This is a genomic window from Achromobacter piechaudii NBRC 102461, assembly GCF_001571245.1.
GTDB classification, from domain to species: domain Bacteria; phylum Pseudomonadota; class Gammaproteobacteria; order Burkholderiales; family Burkholderiaceae_B; genus Achromobacter; species Achromobacter piechaudii.
In genome coordinates this window covers 226,208-243,916 of the sequence record NZ_BCTK01000001.1, presented here as the reverse complement: position 1 = coordinate 243,916, position 17,709 = coordinate 226,208, and the positions used below count along the sequence as shown (strand labels likewise).

Annotated in this window: 13 protein-coding genes; 6 read left to right on the top strand and 7 right to left on the bottom strand. The window is 65.5% G+C overall.

The window, feature by feature from the left end; genetic code table 11:
- The first annotated feature begins 143 nt into the window (after window positions 1–143).
- Entirely contained in the window at window positions 144–743 is a 600-nt protein-coding gene (locus tag API01S_RS01190) for a transglycosylase SLT domain-containing protein (RefSeq protein ID WP_050729955.1), read from the top strand.
- A gap of 72 nt (window positions 744–815) precedes the next feature.
- Here the strand turns inward: API01S_RS01190 and API01S_RS01185 are convergent, their stop codons facing one another.
- Together API01S_RS01185 and API01S_RS01180 are read right to left on the bottom strand one after the other, a co-directional pair.
- Window positions 816–3,038, bottom strand: coding sequence for a TonB-dependent receptor (locus API01S_RS01185; RefSeq protein ID WP_061302729.1), 2,223 nt, complete (start codon window positions 3,036–3,038; stop codon window positions 816–818).
- Window positions 3,039–3,297: 259 nt separating this feature from the next.
- Window positions 3,298–4,452 (bottom strand): pirin family protein, encoded by a 1,155-nt coding sequence (locus API01S_RS01180; RefSeq protein ID WP_156487043.1) that lies wholly within the window; start codon window positions 4,450–4,452, stop codon window positions 3,298–3,300.
- 160 nt (window positions 4,453–4,612) lie between these two features.
- Between API01S_RS01180 and API01S_RS01175 the strand changes: the two genes are divergently transcribed.
- Both API01S_RS01175 and acnA read left to right on the top strand, forming a co-directional pair.
- On the top strand, window positions 4,613–5,509 hold the full coding sequence (locus tag API01S_RS01175) for a LysR substrate-binding domain-containing protein (protein ID WP_244976711.1): 897 nt from the start codon (window positions 4,613–4,615) through the stop codon (window positions 5,507–5,509).
- Between the two features lie 331 nt (window positions 5,510–5,840).
- The gene (gene acnA / locus API01S_RS01170) at window positions 5,841–8,546 is read left to right on the top strand and encodes an aconitate hydratase AcnA (RefSeq protein ID WP_006220530.1); all 2,706 of its coding nucleotides are present in this window, start codon (window positions 5,841–5,843) and stop codon (window positions 8,544–8,546) included.
- A 78-nt stretch (window positions 8,547–8,624) separates the two neighbouring features.
- Here acnA and API01S_RS01165 read toward each other — a convergent pair whose 3' ends face one another.
- Window positions 8,625–9,401 carry a DODA-type extradiol aromatic ring-opening family dioxygenase gene (locus API01S_RS01165; RefSeq protein WP_084802333.1) on the bottom strand — a complete coding sequence of 259 codons (777 nt, stop codon included), beginning with the start codon at window positions 9,399–9,401 and terminating at the stop codon, window positions 8,625–8,627.
- 229 nt (window positions 9,402–9,630) lie between these two features.
- Here API01S_RS01165 and API01S_RS01160 point away from each other — a divergent pair, with 229 nt between their 5' ends.
- The 3 genes from API01S_RS01160 to efp all read left to right on the top strand — a co-directional run bounded on the left by API01S_RS01160 (window position 9,631) and on the right by efp (window position 12,647).
- Complete coding sequence (locus API01S_RS01160; RefSeq protein WP_039883379.1) at window positions 9,631–10,833, top strand: DUF2863 family protein; 1,203 nt, start codon at window positions 9,631–9,633, stop codon at window positions 10,831–10,833.
- A gap of 6 nt (window positions 10,834–10,839) precedes the next feature.
- Window positions 10,840–11,952, top strand: coding sequence for an elongation factor P maturation arginine rhamnosyltransferase EarP (earP, locus tag API01S_RS01155; protein WP_061302722.1), 1,113 nt, complete (start codon window positions 10,840–10,842; stop codon window positions 11,950–11,952).
- Between the two features lie 134 nt (window positions 11,953–12,086).
- The gene (efp, locus tag API01S_RS01150; protein ID WP_006220534.1) at window positions 12,087–12,647 is read left to right on the top strand and encodes an elongation factor P; all 561 of its coding nucleotides are present in this window, start codon (window positions 12,087–12,089) and stop codon (window positions 12,645–12,647) included.
- Window positions 12,648–12,746: 99 nt separating this feature from the next.
- Here the strand turns inward: efp and API01S_RS01145 are convergent, their stop codons facing one another.
- From API01S_RS01145 to API01S_RS01130, 4 genes are all read right to left on the bottom strand, one after another.
- Window positions 12,747–13,205: a DUF1178 family protein gene (locus API01S_RS01145; RefSeq protein WP_039884346.1), complete on the bottom strand. Its 459-nt coding sequence runs from the start codon at window positions 13,203–13,205 to the stop codon at window positions 12,747–12,749.
- A 138-nt stretch (window positions 13,206–13,343) separates the two neighbouring features.
- Window positions 13,344–14,063, bottom strand: a complete 720-nt coding sequence (locus API01S_RS01140) for a DUF2968 domain-containing protein (protein ID WP_006220536.1) — start codon at window positions 14,061–14,063, stop codon at window positions 13,344–13,346.
- Between the two features lie 117 nt (window positions 14,064–14,180).
- Window positions 14,181–15,563 carry a sigma 54-interacting transcriptional regulator gene (locus API01S_RS01135; protein ID WP_061302718.1) on the bottom strand — a complete coding sequence of 461 codons (1,383 nt, stop codon included), beginning with the start codon at window positions 15,561–15,563 and terminating at the stop codon, window positions 14,181–14,183.
- 49 nt (window positions 15,564–15,612) lie between these two features.
- Window positions 15,613–17,709: a TadG family pilus assembly protein gene (locus tag API01S_RS01130; RefSeq protein ID WP_061302717.1), complete on the bottom strand. Its 2,097-nt coding sequence runs from the start codon at window positions 17,707–17,709 to the stop codon at window positions 15,613–15,615.

Below are 17,709 nucleotides of genomic sequence, written 5' to 3'. Positions count from 1 at the left end.
TTCGGGATTCCGAAAGACCGAGCAGCCCGGCCAACAGGAAACTTTTCCGGCGATACGTTTTCATACAATCGCGGTATCTTGTGACACCCCCACCCGTGCGGGCCATCCCGGCCGCGCGCCCATCCGAAGGAGGAAGCCCGCCAATGACCCGGCTTTTGCTGCCGCCGCTGCTTTTGCTGGCGCTTGCCGGTTGCGCCACGGCGCCGCCATCGAACCCCGAGAACATTTGCGCGATCTTCCGAGAAAAACCGGACTGGCACGATGCTGCCCTGAAGGTGCAGAAGAAATGGGGCGCCCCCGTGCCGGTGCCCATGGCCATGATGTACCAGGAGTCCTCCTTCAAGCAGGACGCCGTGCCGCCCCGCTATTACTTCCTGGGCATCATTCCGTGGGGTCGCGTGAGTTCCGCCTACGGCTACGCGCAGGCCAAGGACGAGACCTGGGCCGACTACAAAAAGGAAGCCGGCGGTTGGGGCGCCAGCCGCGACGACTTCGCCGACGCGCTGGACTTCATGGGTTGGTACATGAGCAAGTCGCAGCGCATCAACGGCGTCTCCAAGTGGGATGCCTACGGCCAGTACCTGAACTACCACGAGGGCTGGACGGGCTACCGCAACCGCAGCTACGACCGCAAGGCATGGCTCAAGACCGTGTCGCAGAAAGTGCAGGCGCGCGCCGAGAAATTCACGTCGCAATACAAAAGCTGCGAAAGCGATCTGACGCGAGGCGGCTGGTTCTGGTGATGCGCCATCAGGCGCCGCCCCGCCCGTTCATGGGCGAGGCGTGTGCGGCGTGCCGGCTGGCGCCGGCAACGATCAGAAGTCCATGCTTGCCGACAGCAGGAAGGTGCGCGGGCCGCCCAGCACCAGATAGCCGTTGCCGGGGTAGCCGCCCACCGACGACCAGTAGTTGCGGTTGGCGATGTTTTCCACGCGGGCGCGCAGCGTCACGACATGGCCGTCCACGTCGGTCATGTAGCGCAGGCCGGCGTCAAAGCGGGTCCAGCCGGGCACCTTGAGGGTGTTGGCGTCGTTCGCGTAGGACGCGCCGGTGTAGACCATGCGGCCGTCCACGGCCAAACCTTGCACGCCGGGGATGTCCCATTCCACGCCCATGTTGGCCTGGAAGCGCGGCACGCCGATGACGCGGTTGCCGTCCAGCGAGGCCGTGCCGGTCGAGCGCTGCTCGGCATCCAGCCACGTCACCCCGCCCAGCACTCGCACGCTCTTGATCGGTTCGCCGTAGACGGTCAGTTCCACGCCTTGATGGCGGTCTTTGCCGGACGTGGTCAGCTCGTTGCTGGCGTTGTACATGGCGCGCGGCTTGTCGGTGGAGAACAAGGCCAGGCCAGCGCCCAACCCGTCGCCTTCGTACTTCACGCCGACTTCCTTCTGCTTGGACACGTACGGCTGCAAGCTTTGGCCCACGTTGGGCACGGGCTTGCCGTTGGCGTTGGCGGGCGCGGTCGGCCCCGCGACCAGCGCTTCGATGTAGTTCGCGTACAGCGACACGCTCGGCGCCACCTTGAAGACGATGCCGGCAGCGGGCGAATTGCGGCTGGCGTCGTAGGCGCCATTTTCCTTGCCCGTGTTGTAGGCGTAATCGCGCTGCGACAGCCGCTGGTGGCGTATGCCCAGGGTCAGCAACACCTTCTCGTCCAGGAACGACATCGTGTCGCCCAGGGCGTAGCTGCTCATCCGGGTACGGCCTTGCAATGCGGGGTTGTCGATGTCGTTGCCGCGCAAAGCCCCGGCGCTGAAAGCGGGCTTGTCGTAGGACACCGGGTCATAGATGTTGGTTGCGAACGTGTTCGCAAAATCCATGATGTAGGCGTTCTTCTTTTTCAGGTCGAAGAAAGAGGCCGAGGCGACCAGCTCATGGCCCACCGGGCCGGTGCGCAGCTTGGCGCGCAGGCCCAGCTCGCCCGTGTTGACGCTGTCTTCGCGAGTGTTGTCGAAGCGGTAGAAGGTGCCGGCGCCGGTGCTGCCATTGGTCAGCGTCACGTTGCCCAGCGAGTTCGCTTCATCGCTGCGGCGAAAACCGTAGGCGGCCCAGCCGGTCAGCTTGTCGCTGAAGTCATGTTCGGCGCGCACGGTGCCGAACACGTCGCGCTCGTTGGAATACGACCAGGGTTGCGCATAGTTCGAGCTTGCGTCCGGCGCATCGGGAACCGAGGTCACGCCCGCGCCCAGCGTCACGTTGGGACGCGCGCGCTTGAGCTTGTTTTCCTGCCAGCCGATGTCGGCCGACAAGCGCGTATCGGCCGATCGCCAGTCGACGCCCAACGACACCAGGCTGGTGCGCGAGTGCTCGTCGTCGATGGCGGTATCGCCGCTGCGCTGGGCGGCGTTCAGGCGGATGCCGGTGCTGTCGTCCGGACCGAAACGGCGTGCGATGTCAGTGGACAGTTGCACCTGTCCGCCGCTGGAAATGCCGGTGGTGACGCGGGTCAGCGGTTCGTTGGGCGCGCGCTTGGGCACCAGGTTGATCACGCCGCCGATACCGCCGCCCCCGGGCGTCGCGCCCGTCAGGAAAGCCGATGCGCCGCGCAGCACTTCCACGCGTTCGAACAGTTCGGTGGCGATGTATTGGCGGGGCAGCAGGCTGTACAGGCCGTTGTACGCCACGTCATCCGAGCTGAGGATGAAGCCGCGAATGAAATAGGATTCCTGGAAATTGCCGAAGCCGCGCGCCACCCGCACGCCCGAATCGTTTTGCAGCACGTCGCCCACGCTGCGGGCCTGCTTGTCCTGGATCAGCTCGTTCGTATAGCTGGTGACGCTGAACGGCGTGCTCAGGTTGTCCAGCGTGCCCAGGATGCCGACACGCCCGCCCGTGGCCACCTGCCCGCCCGCGAAGGGCGCGGCCAGGCCGCCCGCCGACGCATCCGCGCTGGCTTCGACCTTGATGGCCTGCATCGATACGACCGAGCCGCTGTCTGCGGCGGACGGCGGTTGAACCGAGGGGGTGGTTTGAGCGTGGACGGCGCCGAAGCACGGCAGCGTAACGGCCACGCAGGCGAGAGTTCGAATTTTCATGTCGGGGATCGCAGGAGCAATAACGGCGCGTTGCCGCGCGGAGAAACACACAATCCCGAAGGGGTCACGCATGGAGACGGCTTATCGGCTGCCACCGCCCGAGCCTGGCATCAGGCCGTGACCGAGCCTGTGCACCAACGGGTCTTGAGGCTTTTACGGCGTAAATGTTATCAAATCGATAATCATTCTCACCACTTCTCCCTTTTTCATTTGGATCGTCGTTGCCCTCGTGCAACAAATGTCCCTGTCGCTGTCCGGGTCAAACCGTCACCGGTCTGGCGCCCCCTCGCCGGCGCGGCGCGGCTGGGGTCGCGGCGAGCGAGGCGCTACGTCCCCCGTCCTTGGCGACCAGAACAAAATGCGCGGGCGTCAGGCCCGCCATCAGCACCAGCACGCCGTCGCGCTCCCCCACCTGGGCGGACGCGGTCAGCGCGGAGCCGGCGTTCAGAACGGCGAAGTCCAGGTCGGCGGTCGCTTGCCTGGGCAGCTTGGGCGGATCGTGGCGGCAATGCCGGGCACGCAGGCCCAGCGAGCCGGATACCGCGTAAATCCAGGCGCTCCAGCCCGCCGCCAGCGGCACCAGCCAGGTCGCGCCCGGACGCAGCCAACCGTCCAGGATCATCAGGGGTTCAGGCGTGGCCAGCGACGACTCCCAGCCGCCGTGGCTGCCCACCGCCAGGCGGACGCGCCCGGCATCGGTCTGCAAAACCGGCATCTGCCAGCCGCGCAGCAGCGTGCACGCCAGCGGATCGGGCGCGGTAGCGGCGAGCCCGTCATGGGCAGTATCGGTTGCCGTATCAGGTGCGCCGATATCGATATTGGTCCGGGCGATGCGGGTGTCGGGCGCCGTGGTCAGGCCCTCGATATCGGTATCGGCCAGGACGATGCTGGCGCCGGGCGCGCTGATCCGGCCCTCGCTCGCGCGGAGGTCTGCCGCCGCCGCTGGCGCGATCACGCCGGCATCGGGTGCGGCCATCCCTGCCCTCGCAGCGTCGGGCATCAGCTGCGGCGCGCCGGGTCCAGCAGCAGACGCGGGCGGCCCCGCCAGCACGATGCGCAGGCCATTGAGCCGCGCCCCGCTTGCCGGTTGCCGCAAGCGCATGATGCCCGCGTCGGCGCGCGCCCAGTGCAGGTCGCCCGCTTGCACCTCATGATCCACGCCATTGGCGCCCAGGCTGGTCAGCCCCCCTCGGGAATCCTCCAGCAGCAACGTCGCCACGAATCCACCGGGGTCTGCGTCGGGCTGCTTGGGCTGCGGCGCTGCCGTGGCCGTGGCTGTCATGACGAAATGGTCCACGCTGACCACCGGAGACAAACCCCGGGAAAAATCACGCTTTTGAAACGAACGGGTCGTCCACGCGTCGCCAGCCGATTGAAGCTGACCGGCCACGACGTTGCTTAAATGAATAGTCAAAAAGAAGCTGCCTGAGAGGGGTAACGCAAAGCGCCGCCAAGCTTATGCGTTCCACCTGACGGACAGTAGAGGCCAATTTCAGGAATATTTGTCCTGGCTCGCAGGACAATCAGCGCCCCACCCTGCCGTTGCCGCGCCGCTCCCTGCTATGTACCCGCACTTGAACCAACTAGACGATCTGCTTCTGTTCAGCGAGGTCGTGGCAAAAGGCGGCTTCTCGGCCGCCGCGCGTGTGTTGAATATGCAACGGTCCAAGTTGAGCCGGCGCGTGGCCGAGCTGGAAGCGCGGCTGGGCGTGCGGCTGCTTCAACGCAACACCCGGCGCGTGTCGCTGACCCCGATGGGGGAACAGATCTATGTACATGCCCAGGCGGTGGCCCGCGAAGCGCGGACCGTGTCCGATCTGGCCGCGTCGATGGGCGATACGCCCAGCGGCCTGCTGCGCATCACCGCGCCGTCCCCGCTGGCCGTCACTTTGCTGGGCGATATGGTGGCTCGTTTCTGCATCGCGCATCCTGGCGTGCGCGTGCTGCTGGATACCCGCGACGAAATCATCGATCTGGTGGGTGAAGGCTACGACCTGGCGTTTCGCGCCATGGGCGCGCCGCTGACCGACTCGCGGCTGATCGGCCGCGAGCTGGCGCTGGTGCCGCTGACGCTGGTGGGCGCGCCGGCGCTGGCCCAGGCGCGCCCGCGCCATCCGCGCGACCTGGCGGCGCTGCCGCTGCTGGCGCACGCCACCCAGGACAATCGGCACACCTGGCGCTTTACCGGACCGGCCGGCGAAACCGAGTCGCTTGAATTTCAACCGCGCTGCCTGAGCACGAACATGGCCACGCTGCGTTCCATGGCGCGCTCGGGCCTGGGCGTGGGACTGCTGCCGCATTACCTGTGCGCCAACATGCTGGCGCGCGGCGAACTGGTCCCGATATTGCCGGGCTGGCAGGCTGCGCCCTCGCGCATCTACGCCATCATGCCCGCCCGTCGCGGCGAACCGCTGGCCCTGCGCCGCTTTCTGGAAGTCGCGGCAAGCGAACTGCCCGCGCTGCTGGCCTGATCCGCCAGACAAGCCGGTACGGACGCCGCAGCCTCTCCCCCCGCACGCGCCCCTGAATCCAGCGCGATATGGCGCGTGACATCAGCCCCTGCTACAACCACGGGGTCTTGCGGGCTTGGGCCATGTCCGCCAAAGTAGGGGTTTTGCAGTTGCCATATGTCTTGTGCGGACTGGGGTCGGAACTTTGACGTGCGCCCCAACTCTTATATAAGATATAAGACATACGGCCGGGCGCGGGCTTGTGTCCCCTACAATGACAAACGCGCAAAAACGCCAGAAAATGCCGCCTGCGCTTGGGTAAATACCGCCGGGCAAAACCACGGAGTCCATCATGCCGCACAACACTCTAGACACCCTCAAGAACTTCAAGATCGGCAATAAATCCTGTCAGTACTATTCGCTGCCGGCGCTGGGCAAGTCGCTTGGCATCGATGTGCAGCGGCTCCCGGTATCGATCCGCATCGTTCTGGAATCCGTGCTGCGCAATTGCGACGGCAAGAAGGTCACCGAAGAACACGTCAAGCAACTCGCCAACTGGCAGGCCAATGCCCGCCGCGAAGATGAAATTCCCTTCGTCGTCGCCCGCGTGGTGTTGCAGGACTTCACCGGCGTGCCGCTGCTGGCCGACATCGCCGCCATGCGCTCGGTCGCCGACAAGATGGGCAAGAGCCCCAAGAGCATCGAACCGCTGGTGCCGGTCGACCTGGTCGTTGACCACTCGGTCATGATCGACTACTTCGGCACCAAGAATGCGCTGGACCTGAACATGAAGCTGGAATTCAAGCGCAACCAAGAGCGCTACCAGTTCATGAAGTGGGGCATGCAGGCGTTCGACACCTTCGGCGTCGTGCCTCCGGGCTTCGGCATCGTCCACCAGGTCAACCTGGAATACCTGGCGCGCGGCGTGCACCAGGACAAGAAGAACAACGTCTACTATCCGGATTCGCTGGTGGGCACCGACAGCCACACCACGATGATCAACGGCATCGGCGTGGTGGGCTGGGGCGTGGGCGGCATCGAAGCCGAAGCCGGCATGCTGGGCCAGCCCGTGTATTTCCTGACGCCCGACGTGGTCGGCGTGGAACTCAAGGGCCAACTGCGCGGCGGCGTCACCGCCACCGACCTGGTGCTGACCATCACCGAAATGCTGCGGCGTGAAAAGGTGGTGGGCAAGTTCGTCGAGTTCTGCGGCGAAGGCACCGCCAGCCTGACCGTGGCCGAACGCGCCACCATCGGCAACATGGCGCCCGAATACGGCGCCACCATGGGCTTCTTCCCGGTCGACGAACGCACCATCGATTACTTCCGCGGCACCGGCCGCACCGAAGACGAAATTGCCGCCTTCGAAGCCTACTTCAAGGCCCAGAAGATGTTCGGCATCCCGGCCGCCCAGGACATCAACTTCACCAAGCTGCTGACGCTGGACCTGTCCACCGTGGCCCCGTCGCTGGCCGGCCCGAAGCGTCCGCAGGATCGCATCGAAATCGGCAACGTCAAGAACACCTTCATCGATCTGTTCTCCAAGCCGGTTGCCGAAAACGGCTTCAATCAGCCTGCCGAAAAGCTGAACCAGACGTTCACCACCAGCGCGGGCACCAAGATCAAGAACGGCGACATCCTGATTGCCGCCATCACGTCCTGCACCAACACGTCCAACCCGAACGTGCTGCTGGCCGCCGGCCTGTTGGCCAAGAAGGCCGTCGAAGCCGGCCTGAAGGTGCCCAAGCACATCAAGACGTCGCTGGCGCCCGGATCGCGCGTCGTGACCGATTACCTGACCAAGACCGGCCTGCTGCCCTATCTTGAAAAGCTGGGCTTTGACGTGGCCGCCTACGGTTGCACCACCTGCATCGGCAACGCGGGCGACCTGACGCCGGACCTGAACGAAGCCATCATCGGCAACGACCTGGTCTGCTCGGCGGTGCTGTCCGGCAACCGCAACTTCGAAGCGCGCATCCACCCGAACATCAAGGCCAACTTCCTGGCCTCGCCCCCGCTGGTCGTGGCCTACGCCCTGGCCGGCACCGTGACGCGCGACCTGATGACCGAGCCGGTCGGCCGTGGCAAGAACGGCGACGTCTGGCTGGGCGACATCTGGCCCACGTCCGAAGAAGTCGAAGCGCTGCTCAAGCACGCCCTGGACCCGAAGGTCTTCGAGGCCAACTACGGCCAGGTCAAGAGCAACCCCGGCAAGCTCTGGGAGAACATCAAGGGCGTTGCGGGCGACACCTACAACTGGCCCGATTCCACCTACATCGCCGAGCCGCCCTTCTTCGAAGGCTTCGACATGACGCCGGCCGCCATGCCCACCGTCAAGGGCGCGCGCGCGCTGGGCGTGTTCGGCGACTCGGTCACCACCGACCACATCTCGCCCGCGGGCTCCATCAAGGAAACCTCGCCGGCCGGAAAGTGGCTGAAGGAACACGGCGTCATGAAGGCCGATTTCAACAGCTATGGCTCGCGTCGCGGCAACCATGAAATCATGATGCGCGGTACCTTCGCCAACGTCCGCATCAAGAACCTGATGATCCCGTCGCTGCCGGACGGCAGCCGCTTTGAAGGCGGCGAAACCCTGTTCCAGCCCACCGGCGAACAGATGTCCATCTACGACGCGGCCATGAAGTACGTGGCCCAGGGCACGCCTACCGTCGTCTTCGGCGGCGAGGAATACGGCACCGGCTCGTCGCGCGACTGGGCGGCCAAGGGCACGCAACTGCTGGGCGTCAAGGCCGTGATCACCCGCAGCTTCGAACGCATCCACCGCAGCAACCTGGTGGGCATGGGCGTGCTGCCGCTGCAATTCAAGGGCACCGACAGCGTGCAGTCGCTGGGCATTACCGGCGAAGAAACCTACGACATCTCCGGCCTGGAAAACGGCATCAAGCCGATGCAGGACGTGACGCTGACGATCACCCGCAAGGACGGATCCAAGCAGGATGTGACGGTGCTGCTGCGCATCGACACGCCGATCGAGGTGGACTACTACCAGCACGGCGGCATCCTGCCCTTCGTGCTGCGCCAACTGCTGGCCGCCTGACCTGCCGACGCGCCCTGCCGGGCGCATGAAAAAAGCCCCGGAGCCTTGCGGTTCCGGGGCTTTTTTTCCTGACGCAGATCAGTCGTCGAACTGATAGGCGTCCATGGCCAACGCGCCGTACGAAATTTCGTCGTTCAGCCGCGTCGCCTGCGCACCGCCCGCGCCCAGCGCCACGTACAGCGGCATCAGGTGATCGTCGTGCGGATGCGCCTGCAAGGCGCCCGGCGCCTGGGCCTGCCAATCCAGCAGCGCCGGCACGTCATGCGAGGCCAGATGCTGCGCATACCACGCCTGAAACGCCGGCACGTATGGCGCCGGCGGCGCGCTTTGCGGCATGCGGACATCGCGCAGGTTGTGCGTCAGCGAGCCCGACCCGATGATCAAAATGCCCTCGTCGCGCAGCGGCGCCAGCGCGCGGCCCAGCGCCAGCTGGCCAGCGGCGTCGCGGCCCATGTCCAGCGACAGTTGCACCACGGGCACGTCCACGTCGGGATACAGATAACGCAGCGGCACCCAGGCGCCGTGGTCCAGCGGACGGCGCGGGTCGCGGTCGGCGGCGATACCCGATTCGGCCAGCAGCGCCTGCACGCGCGCCGCCAGCTCGGGCGACCCCGGCGCGGCATATTGCAGGGCGTAGAGCTCGGGCGGAAAGCCGCCGAAGTCGTGCCAGGCCACTTGCTGATCACGCGTAGACAGCGCCAGGCCTTCGCCCATCCAATGCGGCGACACGACCAGGATGCCGCGCGGCTTGTCGCCTTGCGCCTGGCTCCATGCGGTCAGCACGGGGCCGGTCAGGCCGGGTTCGACGGCCAGCATGGGCGAGCCGTGGGAAACAAAAAGCGTAGGCCAACGCATGGCGCAGGCTCCTGTAAATAAACTCGATGTATGCATTGTCCGGCGTTTCCAATTGGCAATAAACCCCCGCCATGGGGATGCTCTGTTGCCGATCCGGCATCAATGTGTCGATGCCGTGCGTGGGCGGCGTCACGCGGCCCTCGCAGTCGGAAACCTTTGGCCCCACGCCGGCAGGCGCGGCGAGCGGTAAACTACGTCGTTACACACTTACTGGACGTCCCTCGAAGTTATGGCCCGAACCCGCAGCCAATCCGCTCCCCGCATGACCCGCGACGCCACCCGTCTGGTGGCATTGGCCCAATCGCTTAACCGCTCGGGCAGCCGCGTTGAAGATGTGTTCTGGGAGAACCAGCTTGGCGAAGCGATTCCCAAGCTGCTCAAGGCTGGGCAGGACGCCCCGCTGGAAGCGGCCCTGGACCACCTCGCGCAAAGCGACATCGGCGCCTACGAAGTCTTGATCGAACAGGCGGAAACGCTGTCCGAATCGATGAAGATCGAAAAAAACGGCGTCGTCTACGACGTGTTGTTGATCGTGGCGCCCATCGTCGCCTGGACCCGGTACGCCATTCCTACCGGCCCCGTTTCGGCCAGCGCCCAGCAAGCCTTGCTGGCCCAACTGCACGGCCATGTGCTGTCCAGCCAGGCCCGCACCGCGCTGATGCCGGTGCTGGTCAGCGTGGACCAGATGCCCCGCACCTTCGGTGAAACCTGGCAATGGCTGCAACGCCTGGGCTCGCAAGCCCTGGGGGCCGAAACCACCAAGCCCACGCTGAACACCGAAGCCGAAACCGCCAACATGCTGGCCGACACGCGCTACATCATCGGCGCGGTGGCCGTCCCCGAGAACGCGCCGATCTTCCGCTGGCAGGAAAGCATGGGACAGGCCGACGCCACCCGCGACGCCTGCCAGGAACAGTGGGCCGCCCAGGCGCAACCGACGCTGGCCGCGCTGCTGCCCGGATGCGGCTTCGAAGCCCTGCTGCCCGACGCCTACTACGTCAGCAACCGCGAGGCAGACCGCCGCGTGCGTCCGCTGTCGCTGCGCGCGGCCGTCAGCTGGCTCGAAGGCGCGGTCAACCTCGAAGCCTCGCAATTGCGGGCGGTCGTGGCCGGCTGCGGCGAAAATCGCATCGACGAATACCGCATCAGCTTCACGGCCCGCAGCAGCAACGACGTCTACTACGGCTGCGTGTGGCCGCTGTACGGCCGCGAAGAAGAGCTGCCGTCCGACGAAGGCCAGCCCGACGTGGTCGACGAAATCGCGGCCTTGCTCAAGGAATACGGCGTCACCGAACTGCGCCGCATCCCCGGCGTACTGCCCGCGGAATATTGCGAGGACTGCGGCGCGCCCTACTTCCCCAATCCGCTGGGCGAACTGGTGCATGCCGAATTGCCCGAGGACGCCGAAGCCGCGCCGGCCCAATTCCACTAAGCCGCCATGCAAGCGGACATCTTCTGCCGGGTCGTCGACAACTACGGCGACATCGGCGTCTGCTGGCGGCTGGCCCGCCAGTTGTCCGCCGTTTACGGCTGGGACGTCCGCCTCTGGGTGGACGACCTGGCCAGCTTCGCCCGGATCCAACCGGGCATCGCGGCCGATGCGGCCCGGCAACAACTGGCCGGGGTGGATATCGTCCACTGGTCCGATACGCCCGACGCCGCCCTGACCGCGCGTGACGTCGTCATCGAGGCCTTCGCCTGCGATCCCCCCGATGCCTTCCTGCGCAGCATGCGGGACGTGCATCCGGCCTGGATCAACCTGGAATACCTGAGCGCCGAAGCATGGGTGGAAAGCTGCCATGGTCTGCCCTCGCAGCGGCCGGACGGGCTGGTCAAGCATTTCTTCTTTCCCGGTTTCACCCCGGCCACGGGCGGTTTGTTGCGTGAACCGGGCCTGAGCGCCGAGCGCGACGCCCTGCAAGCCTGCCCCGACCAGCAAAACGACTTTTTGCGATCGCTGGGCGTCGCCGACGCCGTTCTGGCGCGCCGCCAGGAAGGTGGCCGAACGGTATCGCTGTTCTGTTACCCCACCGCCCCCACCGGCGACCTGGTCAGCGCCCTGGCGGCCGACCCGCGACCCAGCGTGTTGCTGGCGCCTGAAGGCGTTGCGCCTGGCCTGGAGGCCGCCTGCCAGACGCCCGGCGGCCCGTTGCTGGCCCGCCTGCCCTTCGTGGCCCAGCCGGACTTCGACCGTCTGCTCTGGTTGTCGGACGTGAATTTCGTGCGCGGCGAAGACTCTTTCATACGCGCCGCCTGGGCCGCGCGTCCCCTGGTGTGGCAGATCTATCCGCAAGAGCAGAACGTCCATCTGGAAAAGCTGGAAGCCTGGCTGGCCCGCTATCCGGCCCCCGATTGCGCGCAGGCGTTGATCCGCGCCTGGAACCAGCCAGAAACGGGCCAGACGCATGCCGCCATGCGCGCCGCGCTGGCGCCCGACGCCTGGCTGGACTGGACCCGGGCGGCGCAAGCCTGGGATGCAAGCCAGGCCGCGCTGCCGGATCTGGCCGAAAATCTGGCCAGCTTTTGCGCAGAGTTGGCCAAGAAACGTTAGAATAGAGAGTTTTCTGAGTCGCCCTGAATTTGTCGGGCCTCAATATGACGCCTCCCGGGGTGTGCATGAAACCGCATCAATGGCGGCTTTTTGCAAGCACGGCGAGTGCACCCATCCCCCCCGGAGTTTTATCGATGAAAACCGCTCAGGAATTGCGAGTCGGCAACGTGGTCATGGTCGGCAAGGATCCCCTCGTGGTCCAAAAAGCCGAATACAACAAGTCTGGCCGTAACGCTGCTGTTGTGAAGCTGAAGTTCAAGAATCTGTTGACCGCCTCGGCCAGCGAATCGGTCTACAAGGCCGACGAAAAGTTCGAAGTCGTTCAACTGGATCGCAAGGAGTGCACCTACTCCTACTTCGGCGACCCGATGTACGTCTTCATGGACGAAGAGTACAACCAGTACGAAATCGAAGCGGAAAGCATGGGCGACGCCCTGAACTACCTGGAAGAAGCGATGCCCGTGGAAGTGGTCTTCTACGACGGCCGCGCCATCTCGGTTGAGCTGCCCACCACGATCGTCCGCGAAATCACCTACACCGAACCCGCCGTGCGTGGCGATACCTCGGGCAAGGTGACCAAGCCGGCCAAGATCAACACCGGCTACGAACTGAACGTGCCGCTGTTCTGCGCCATCGGCGACAAGATCGAAATCGACACCCGCACGAACGAATACCGCAGCCGCGTCAACAACTGATCCGGCTTCAGGTACGAAAAAGCCAGGCCCGCGAATAGCGGGCCTGGCTTTTTTTATGAGCACACAAGAGGCGGTAAAGCGCCGCGCCCCGGCCGAGCCTTATTGCAGGCGTTCGTCGTCCAGGAAATCGGGCACGGCCATGACCTCGATACCGTCTTCGACCAGCGCGGCGCGTTCGTCCGGCGTGGCCGTGCCGCGTATCGGGCGGTCGTCGGCATCGCCTTCGTGGATGCGGCGCGCTTCTTCGGCAAAGCGCGGGCCGACGTTTTCAGTGTTGCGCAACAAGGCGCGAACCTGCTTCATCACGATGGCCTGCACGGCAGCCATCTTCTCGGCGTCGGAGGCGCCGGCGGGCACGGCCGGCGCCGTGGCCGGTGCGTGCAGGTGCGACACGTTCAAGCGCGGTGCGGACAAGCGTTTGGTGATGTGGGCGGACCCGCAAACGGGGCACGTGACCAAGCCACGCGCCTGTTGCGCGTCGTAGTCTTCGTGCGAACCGAACCAACCTTCAAAAATATGGTGGTGCTCGCACTCGAGGTCAAAAACTTTGAGAGCCATGGTTGCCATATGGGGGCCTGGAGCAAGAATACAAGTATCCTGCCGCCCGCCCGGCTATCCCCTGATCGACGCGGGGTCATTATCCGCCGCGCCAAGAAAAAACGGGCCCGCAGGCCCGTCCTGATGAAGCGTGAAACCTTACTTGCCGCCCTTGCCGCCCTTGGCGCCGGGGCCGGCGTTGATCTGCGCTTGCTGGGCTTCCAGCGAATCAATCTGACGCTGGAGATCACGCAGTTGCTGGCGCACGTCCTTTTGCTGATCGGCCAACGCCGAGGCTTCCTGACGCGACTGCTCCTGGCGCGCCGCGACCTGCTCTTCCTGCTGCATGCGCAGCGTGCGGTCGGCTTGCAAGGTGCTCAATTGCGCGCTGCGGCTGGCCAACAGCTTTTCGGCGTGAGCGTACTCGGCTTGCAGCTTGATGCGCTTGATGTCGACTTCGGCCAGGTCAGCCGATTGCGCCGCGAACGCGCGGTAGGTCGATTCGGCCTGCTTTTCCGACACAGTCTTGAGCACGCGCCAGAAATCCTTCTGCTGGAACAGGGCAACGTAATAGGTCAGGTCGTCGGGCTTGAACAGCAGGCTGGCGCCGTAGGTGCCGTTGTAGGCGGTACGCAGTTCCGACACCTGCCGTGCCTGGATCAAGCCTTGCAGTTCGGCCACCGTCGAAGCGGGCCGCGCGGCGACTGCCGGCGCGGCGGCGGGCGGGGTCACCGGCGTGGCCGGAGCCGGGGTGTCTTCGACCTGCTTAACCGTGGGCCGAGGCGCTTCGGGCTGCGCGCTGGCGCATGCCGCCAGGCCGGACAACACCGTGCCTAACAGCGCCATGCGTGTGGCGGCACGGATAAATTGGACGTTCATGCCTTCCCCAAAAAAATCGTTGCGGAACTATAGCAATTTATTTCGCTCCAGGCTGATCCGCTTACATTGCCCGCGAGTGATTTGTCGCCCTCTAGGGGCCTTCCCCAATTGCAGGAGTCAGGATGCTTCAACGACGCCTTCCGCCGTTTCGCCCTGCCCCCCACCCAGATGCAATTTGCGCATCTTTTCCCACAACACTTTGCGGCTGATGCCCAGCGTGTTGGCGGTGTCCTGCCGACGCCAGCCGTTGACATCCAGCGCCGCCAGAATCCGCGCGCGTTCGGCCCGTTCCGCATCGGTGAACACGGGCGGCTCGCATAGCGTGCTGGCGGCGCGCAAGGGTTCGCCGATCTGATCGAAGATGCGGGCAAGCCGATCCTGGTCCCACGCGCCGAATTGGCGGCGCATGATGGCCACGCGCTCGGCCACATTCGACAGTTCGCGCACATTGCCGGCGTAGCGCGTGCGCGCGACGCGATCGAGCAGCCAGTCGGGCGGTTCGCCGTCGCAGCCCAGGCGATCGAGCAGCGCGCGGAAGATGGCGATTTTTTCCTCGCCGCCGCGTTGTTCAAGGTTGGGAATACGCAGTTCGATCACCGCCAGCCGGTAATACAGATCAGCCCGGAATTCGTCCTGGCCCACCAGCACGCGCAGGTCCTTGTTGGTGGCGGCGACCAGGCGGAAGTCGACGGGAATTTCGACCGTGGAGCCCAGCCGCGTCACGGCGCTCTGCTCCAGCACGCGCAGCAGCTTGACCTGCTGATACAGCGGCAGATCACCGATTTCATCCAGGAACAGCGTGCCGCCATTGGCCTGCTCGAAATACCCCTTGTGCGCGCCCACCGCGCCGGTGAACGCGCCCTTGGCGTGGCCGAAGAAATGCGCCTCGAACAGGCCTTCCGGAATGGCGCCGCAGTTGACCGCCACGAACGGGCCATCAGACCACGCGGCGCGGTCATGCAAGAGGCGCGCGATACGCTCCTTGCCCACACCGGTTTCGCCATGGATCAGCGCGTTGCTGCGGCAATCGGCAAACATCTCGGCCTCGGCCAGCAGCGCCCGCATGGATGCCGACACCGCGATCAACGGTTGTTCGCGCTTGGGCGCGGACCGGTTGAACTGCTCCAGCGTGCCCAACAATTCATACAGCAGCTTGCGCAGGTCCGCCGTGGTGAAGGACAGCGGCAGCGTGTAGGAATACTCCGGCGGGTAGTAGCGGGAATCGCGGCCGCGCGCTTCGGCCGATACCCAGATGACCGGCACGGCCTGCGCCGACAACCAGTCATAGCCGCGGAAGCGGTTGTCTCCCATGACTGACACAGACACCAGCGCCACGGCCGGTCGCGACGGGTCGCGCGGCGGCGGGAACGCCATGCCGGCGTCCGCCCGCACCAGCGTCACGTCCATGCCGGTCAGGCAGCGCTCGGCGCGGCTGGCAATGTCGGACGTCCCTTCCCAGACGTACAGGTCGAACTCGTCGCGGGCGAATTTCTGAGTCATGGCAGCAACCATGCAGGCAAGCAGTCAGCGGCGATCAAAGGCATCTTCATCAGTACACCAGGCGGGGCTGCCCGCAATCCACGGACAGCAGCGAAACATCGGTCTGGCCGACGCTGAGACCCAGCAGGTCCAGCAGTTGCTGCAACAGCGTCGACAAGGGCGCCAGCACCGGTTGCAGCAGGTTCACCACGATGGACAGCACACCGCCCACCTGCGAGCTGCCGCTCAAGGCCAACGACGCCACCGAGTTGATGCGGCATTGGCGGATGGCGCTGGGCGTGAGGCCCAGCGCGCAGACCACATCGTTGATGGGCGCAATCAATAGCGAAGTCAGGATATTGCTGACCAGTTGCAGCGTGCCGCCCAGCACCCCGGTCAGGCCGCCCGAGGTCAGCCGGGCGCTCAATTGATTTAGCGCGGTCGTCGACCATTGCATGTTGTTGACCACCTGCGTAATGGAATTGCCGGCGTTGCTGCCGCCCCCGCCCACCAGGCTGGTGGCAAGCGCGGTGCGCTCCGCCGCGGACAGCGGGGTGCCGGTATTGAACAGGTCGCCCAGGATGCCGCCGATCACTGCGTCGGACAGGTTCGAGGCCAACGCGCCCAGGTTCACCGAGGTCGCCGTGACCGTTTGCGTGGACGGCGTGCCGGGGGGCTCGGTCAGCGTCACCGAGACGGGCGCGGTGGAATTGAAGATGGGCAAGGTCACCTTGCTGGTCAGCGGCAGGATGCCCAGCACGTTCAGCACCTGATAACGCTGAATGGCGGCAAACGAAGCGGGCTGGCAGCTGTTGGTCAGCGACACGAAATTGGCGGCGTTCTGGTCGGTGCTGGACGTCATGCCCGGAAAGCGCCCCAGGCAGATGTTGGCCAGGGACGACGTCACGGCGATGGTGGCCTGGTGCTGCGTCAGCGGCGCTTGGCACAGATTGGTCAGCGTGCCCGTGGACTGCGCCACGTCGATGATGATGGGCAGGTCAACCTTGGTGCCCAGCGTGTTCGCCAGCAACGGCCCGACCAGCGGGATGTTGCTGGTGTTCACGCGCAGGTACACGCGTATGCCGGCGCTGGTGGCCTGGGTGCCGATACCGCCTACGGCCAGCGTGGGCGGCTCGACCACGCGCACGCGGGCGTCTACCCCCAGCAGCGGCACGCTCAGGCCCAGGTTGATCAGGTTCTGTCCGTTCGCCACGACCAAGGCGGTTTCCAGCACGTTCAGCGCGTTGACGTTGGCCGACAGCGCACCCGTGGCGTCACCGCCCACCACATTCAGATTCAGCACGCCGCCGTTGCCGAACAGCTTGACCGGCAGGTTCAGCGGCATCACGGCCAGCACGGTATTGATGGCGTTGCTGACCAGGCCGACGTTGGCGCCCGCCGTGCCGCTTTGATTGACGACGGTCAGCGTGGCTTGCAGCAACTGGCCCAGCGTAAGATTGTTGACGGCCGCCAGTTCCGCCGGCGTGCCGACGCCGGAGGCCACCGACAACGGCAAGCCCAACGCCTTGAGCAAGCCCGACGGCGTGATGTCGACGCTGGCCAGGCCTGCCGCGTCCAGCACGTCCAGCTGCGCAGGCGTGGCGCCCACGGTCGACAGCAGTTGCGACAGCAGGCCGCCGCGTTGCAGGCGCAACAAGCGCGAGCCCACCATGAAGGCCGCAACGGGCTGGGTATTGGTCGCCACCGCGTTCACCGACACGGTGGTGCTCATGCCCAGGGAGCCGAACAGGCTGGCCAGTTCCTTGCGTATGGTCACGCGCACGGCGTTCAGCGCCTGGCCGCTGGCGGGATCGAACACATGCATGCCGGAGGCGTCGGCGCGGGTGGAATCCCACACCTTGCACTGCACCGTGATGTCGGCCGCCGTGAAGGTATCGAAAATATTGGGCACGTTCGCCAGCGCCGAGGTCTGGCCGGCCGTGGTGGCTGGCGCGCAATCCGCCGCCGCCCCCATGCCCAGCACCTGCACCGCCGACAGGGCTGACAGGTCGGCGGCCTTCTGAAGCTCACGCTTCATGTAATAGCCATAACCCAGCTGCGCGACGCCCAGCATCGCCACGCCGACCAACACCGCGAACACCACGGCCACGGCCATGCTGCCGCGCTGGCGCGACAGGGACACACGACGAAAGGCTTGGGCTGGCAT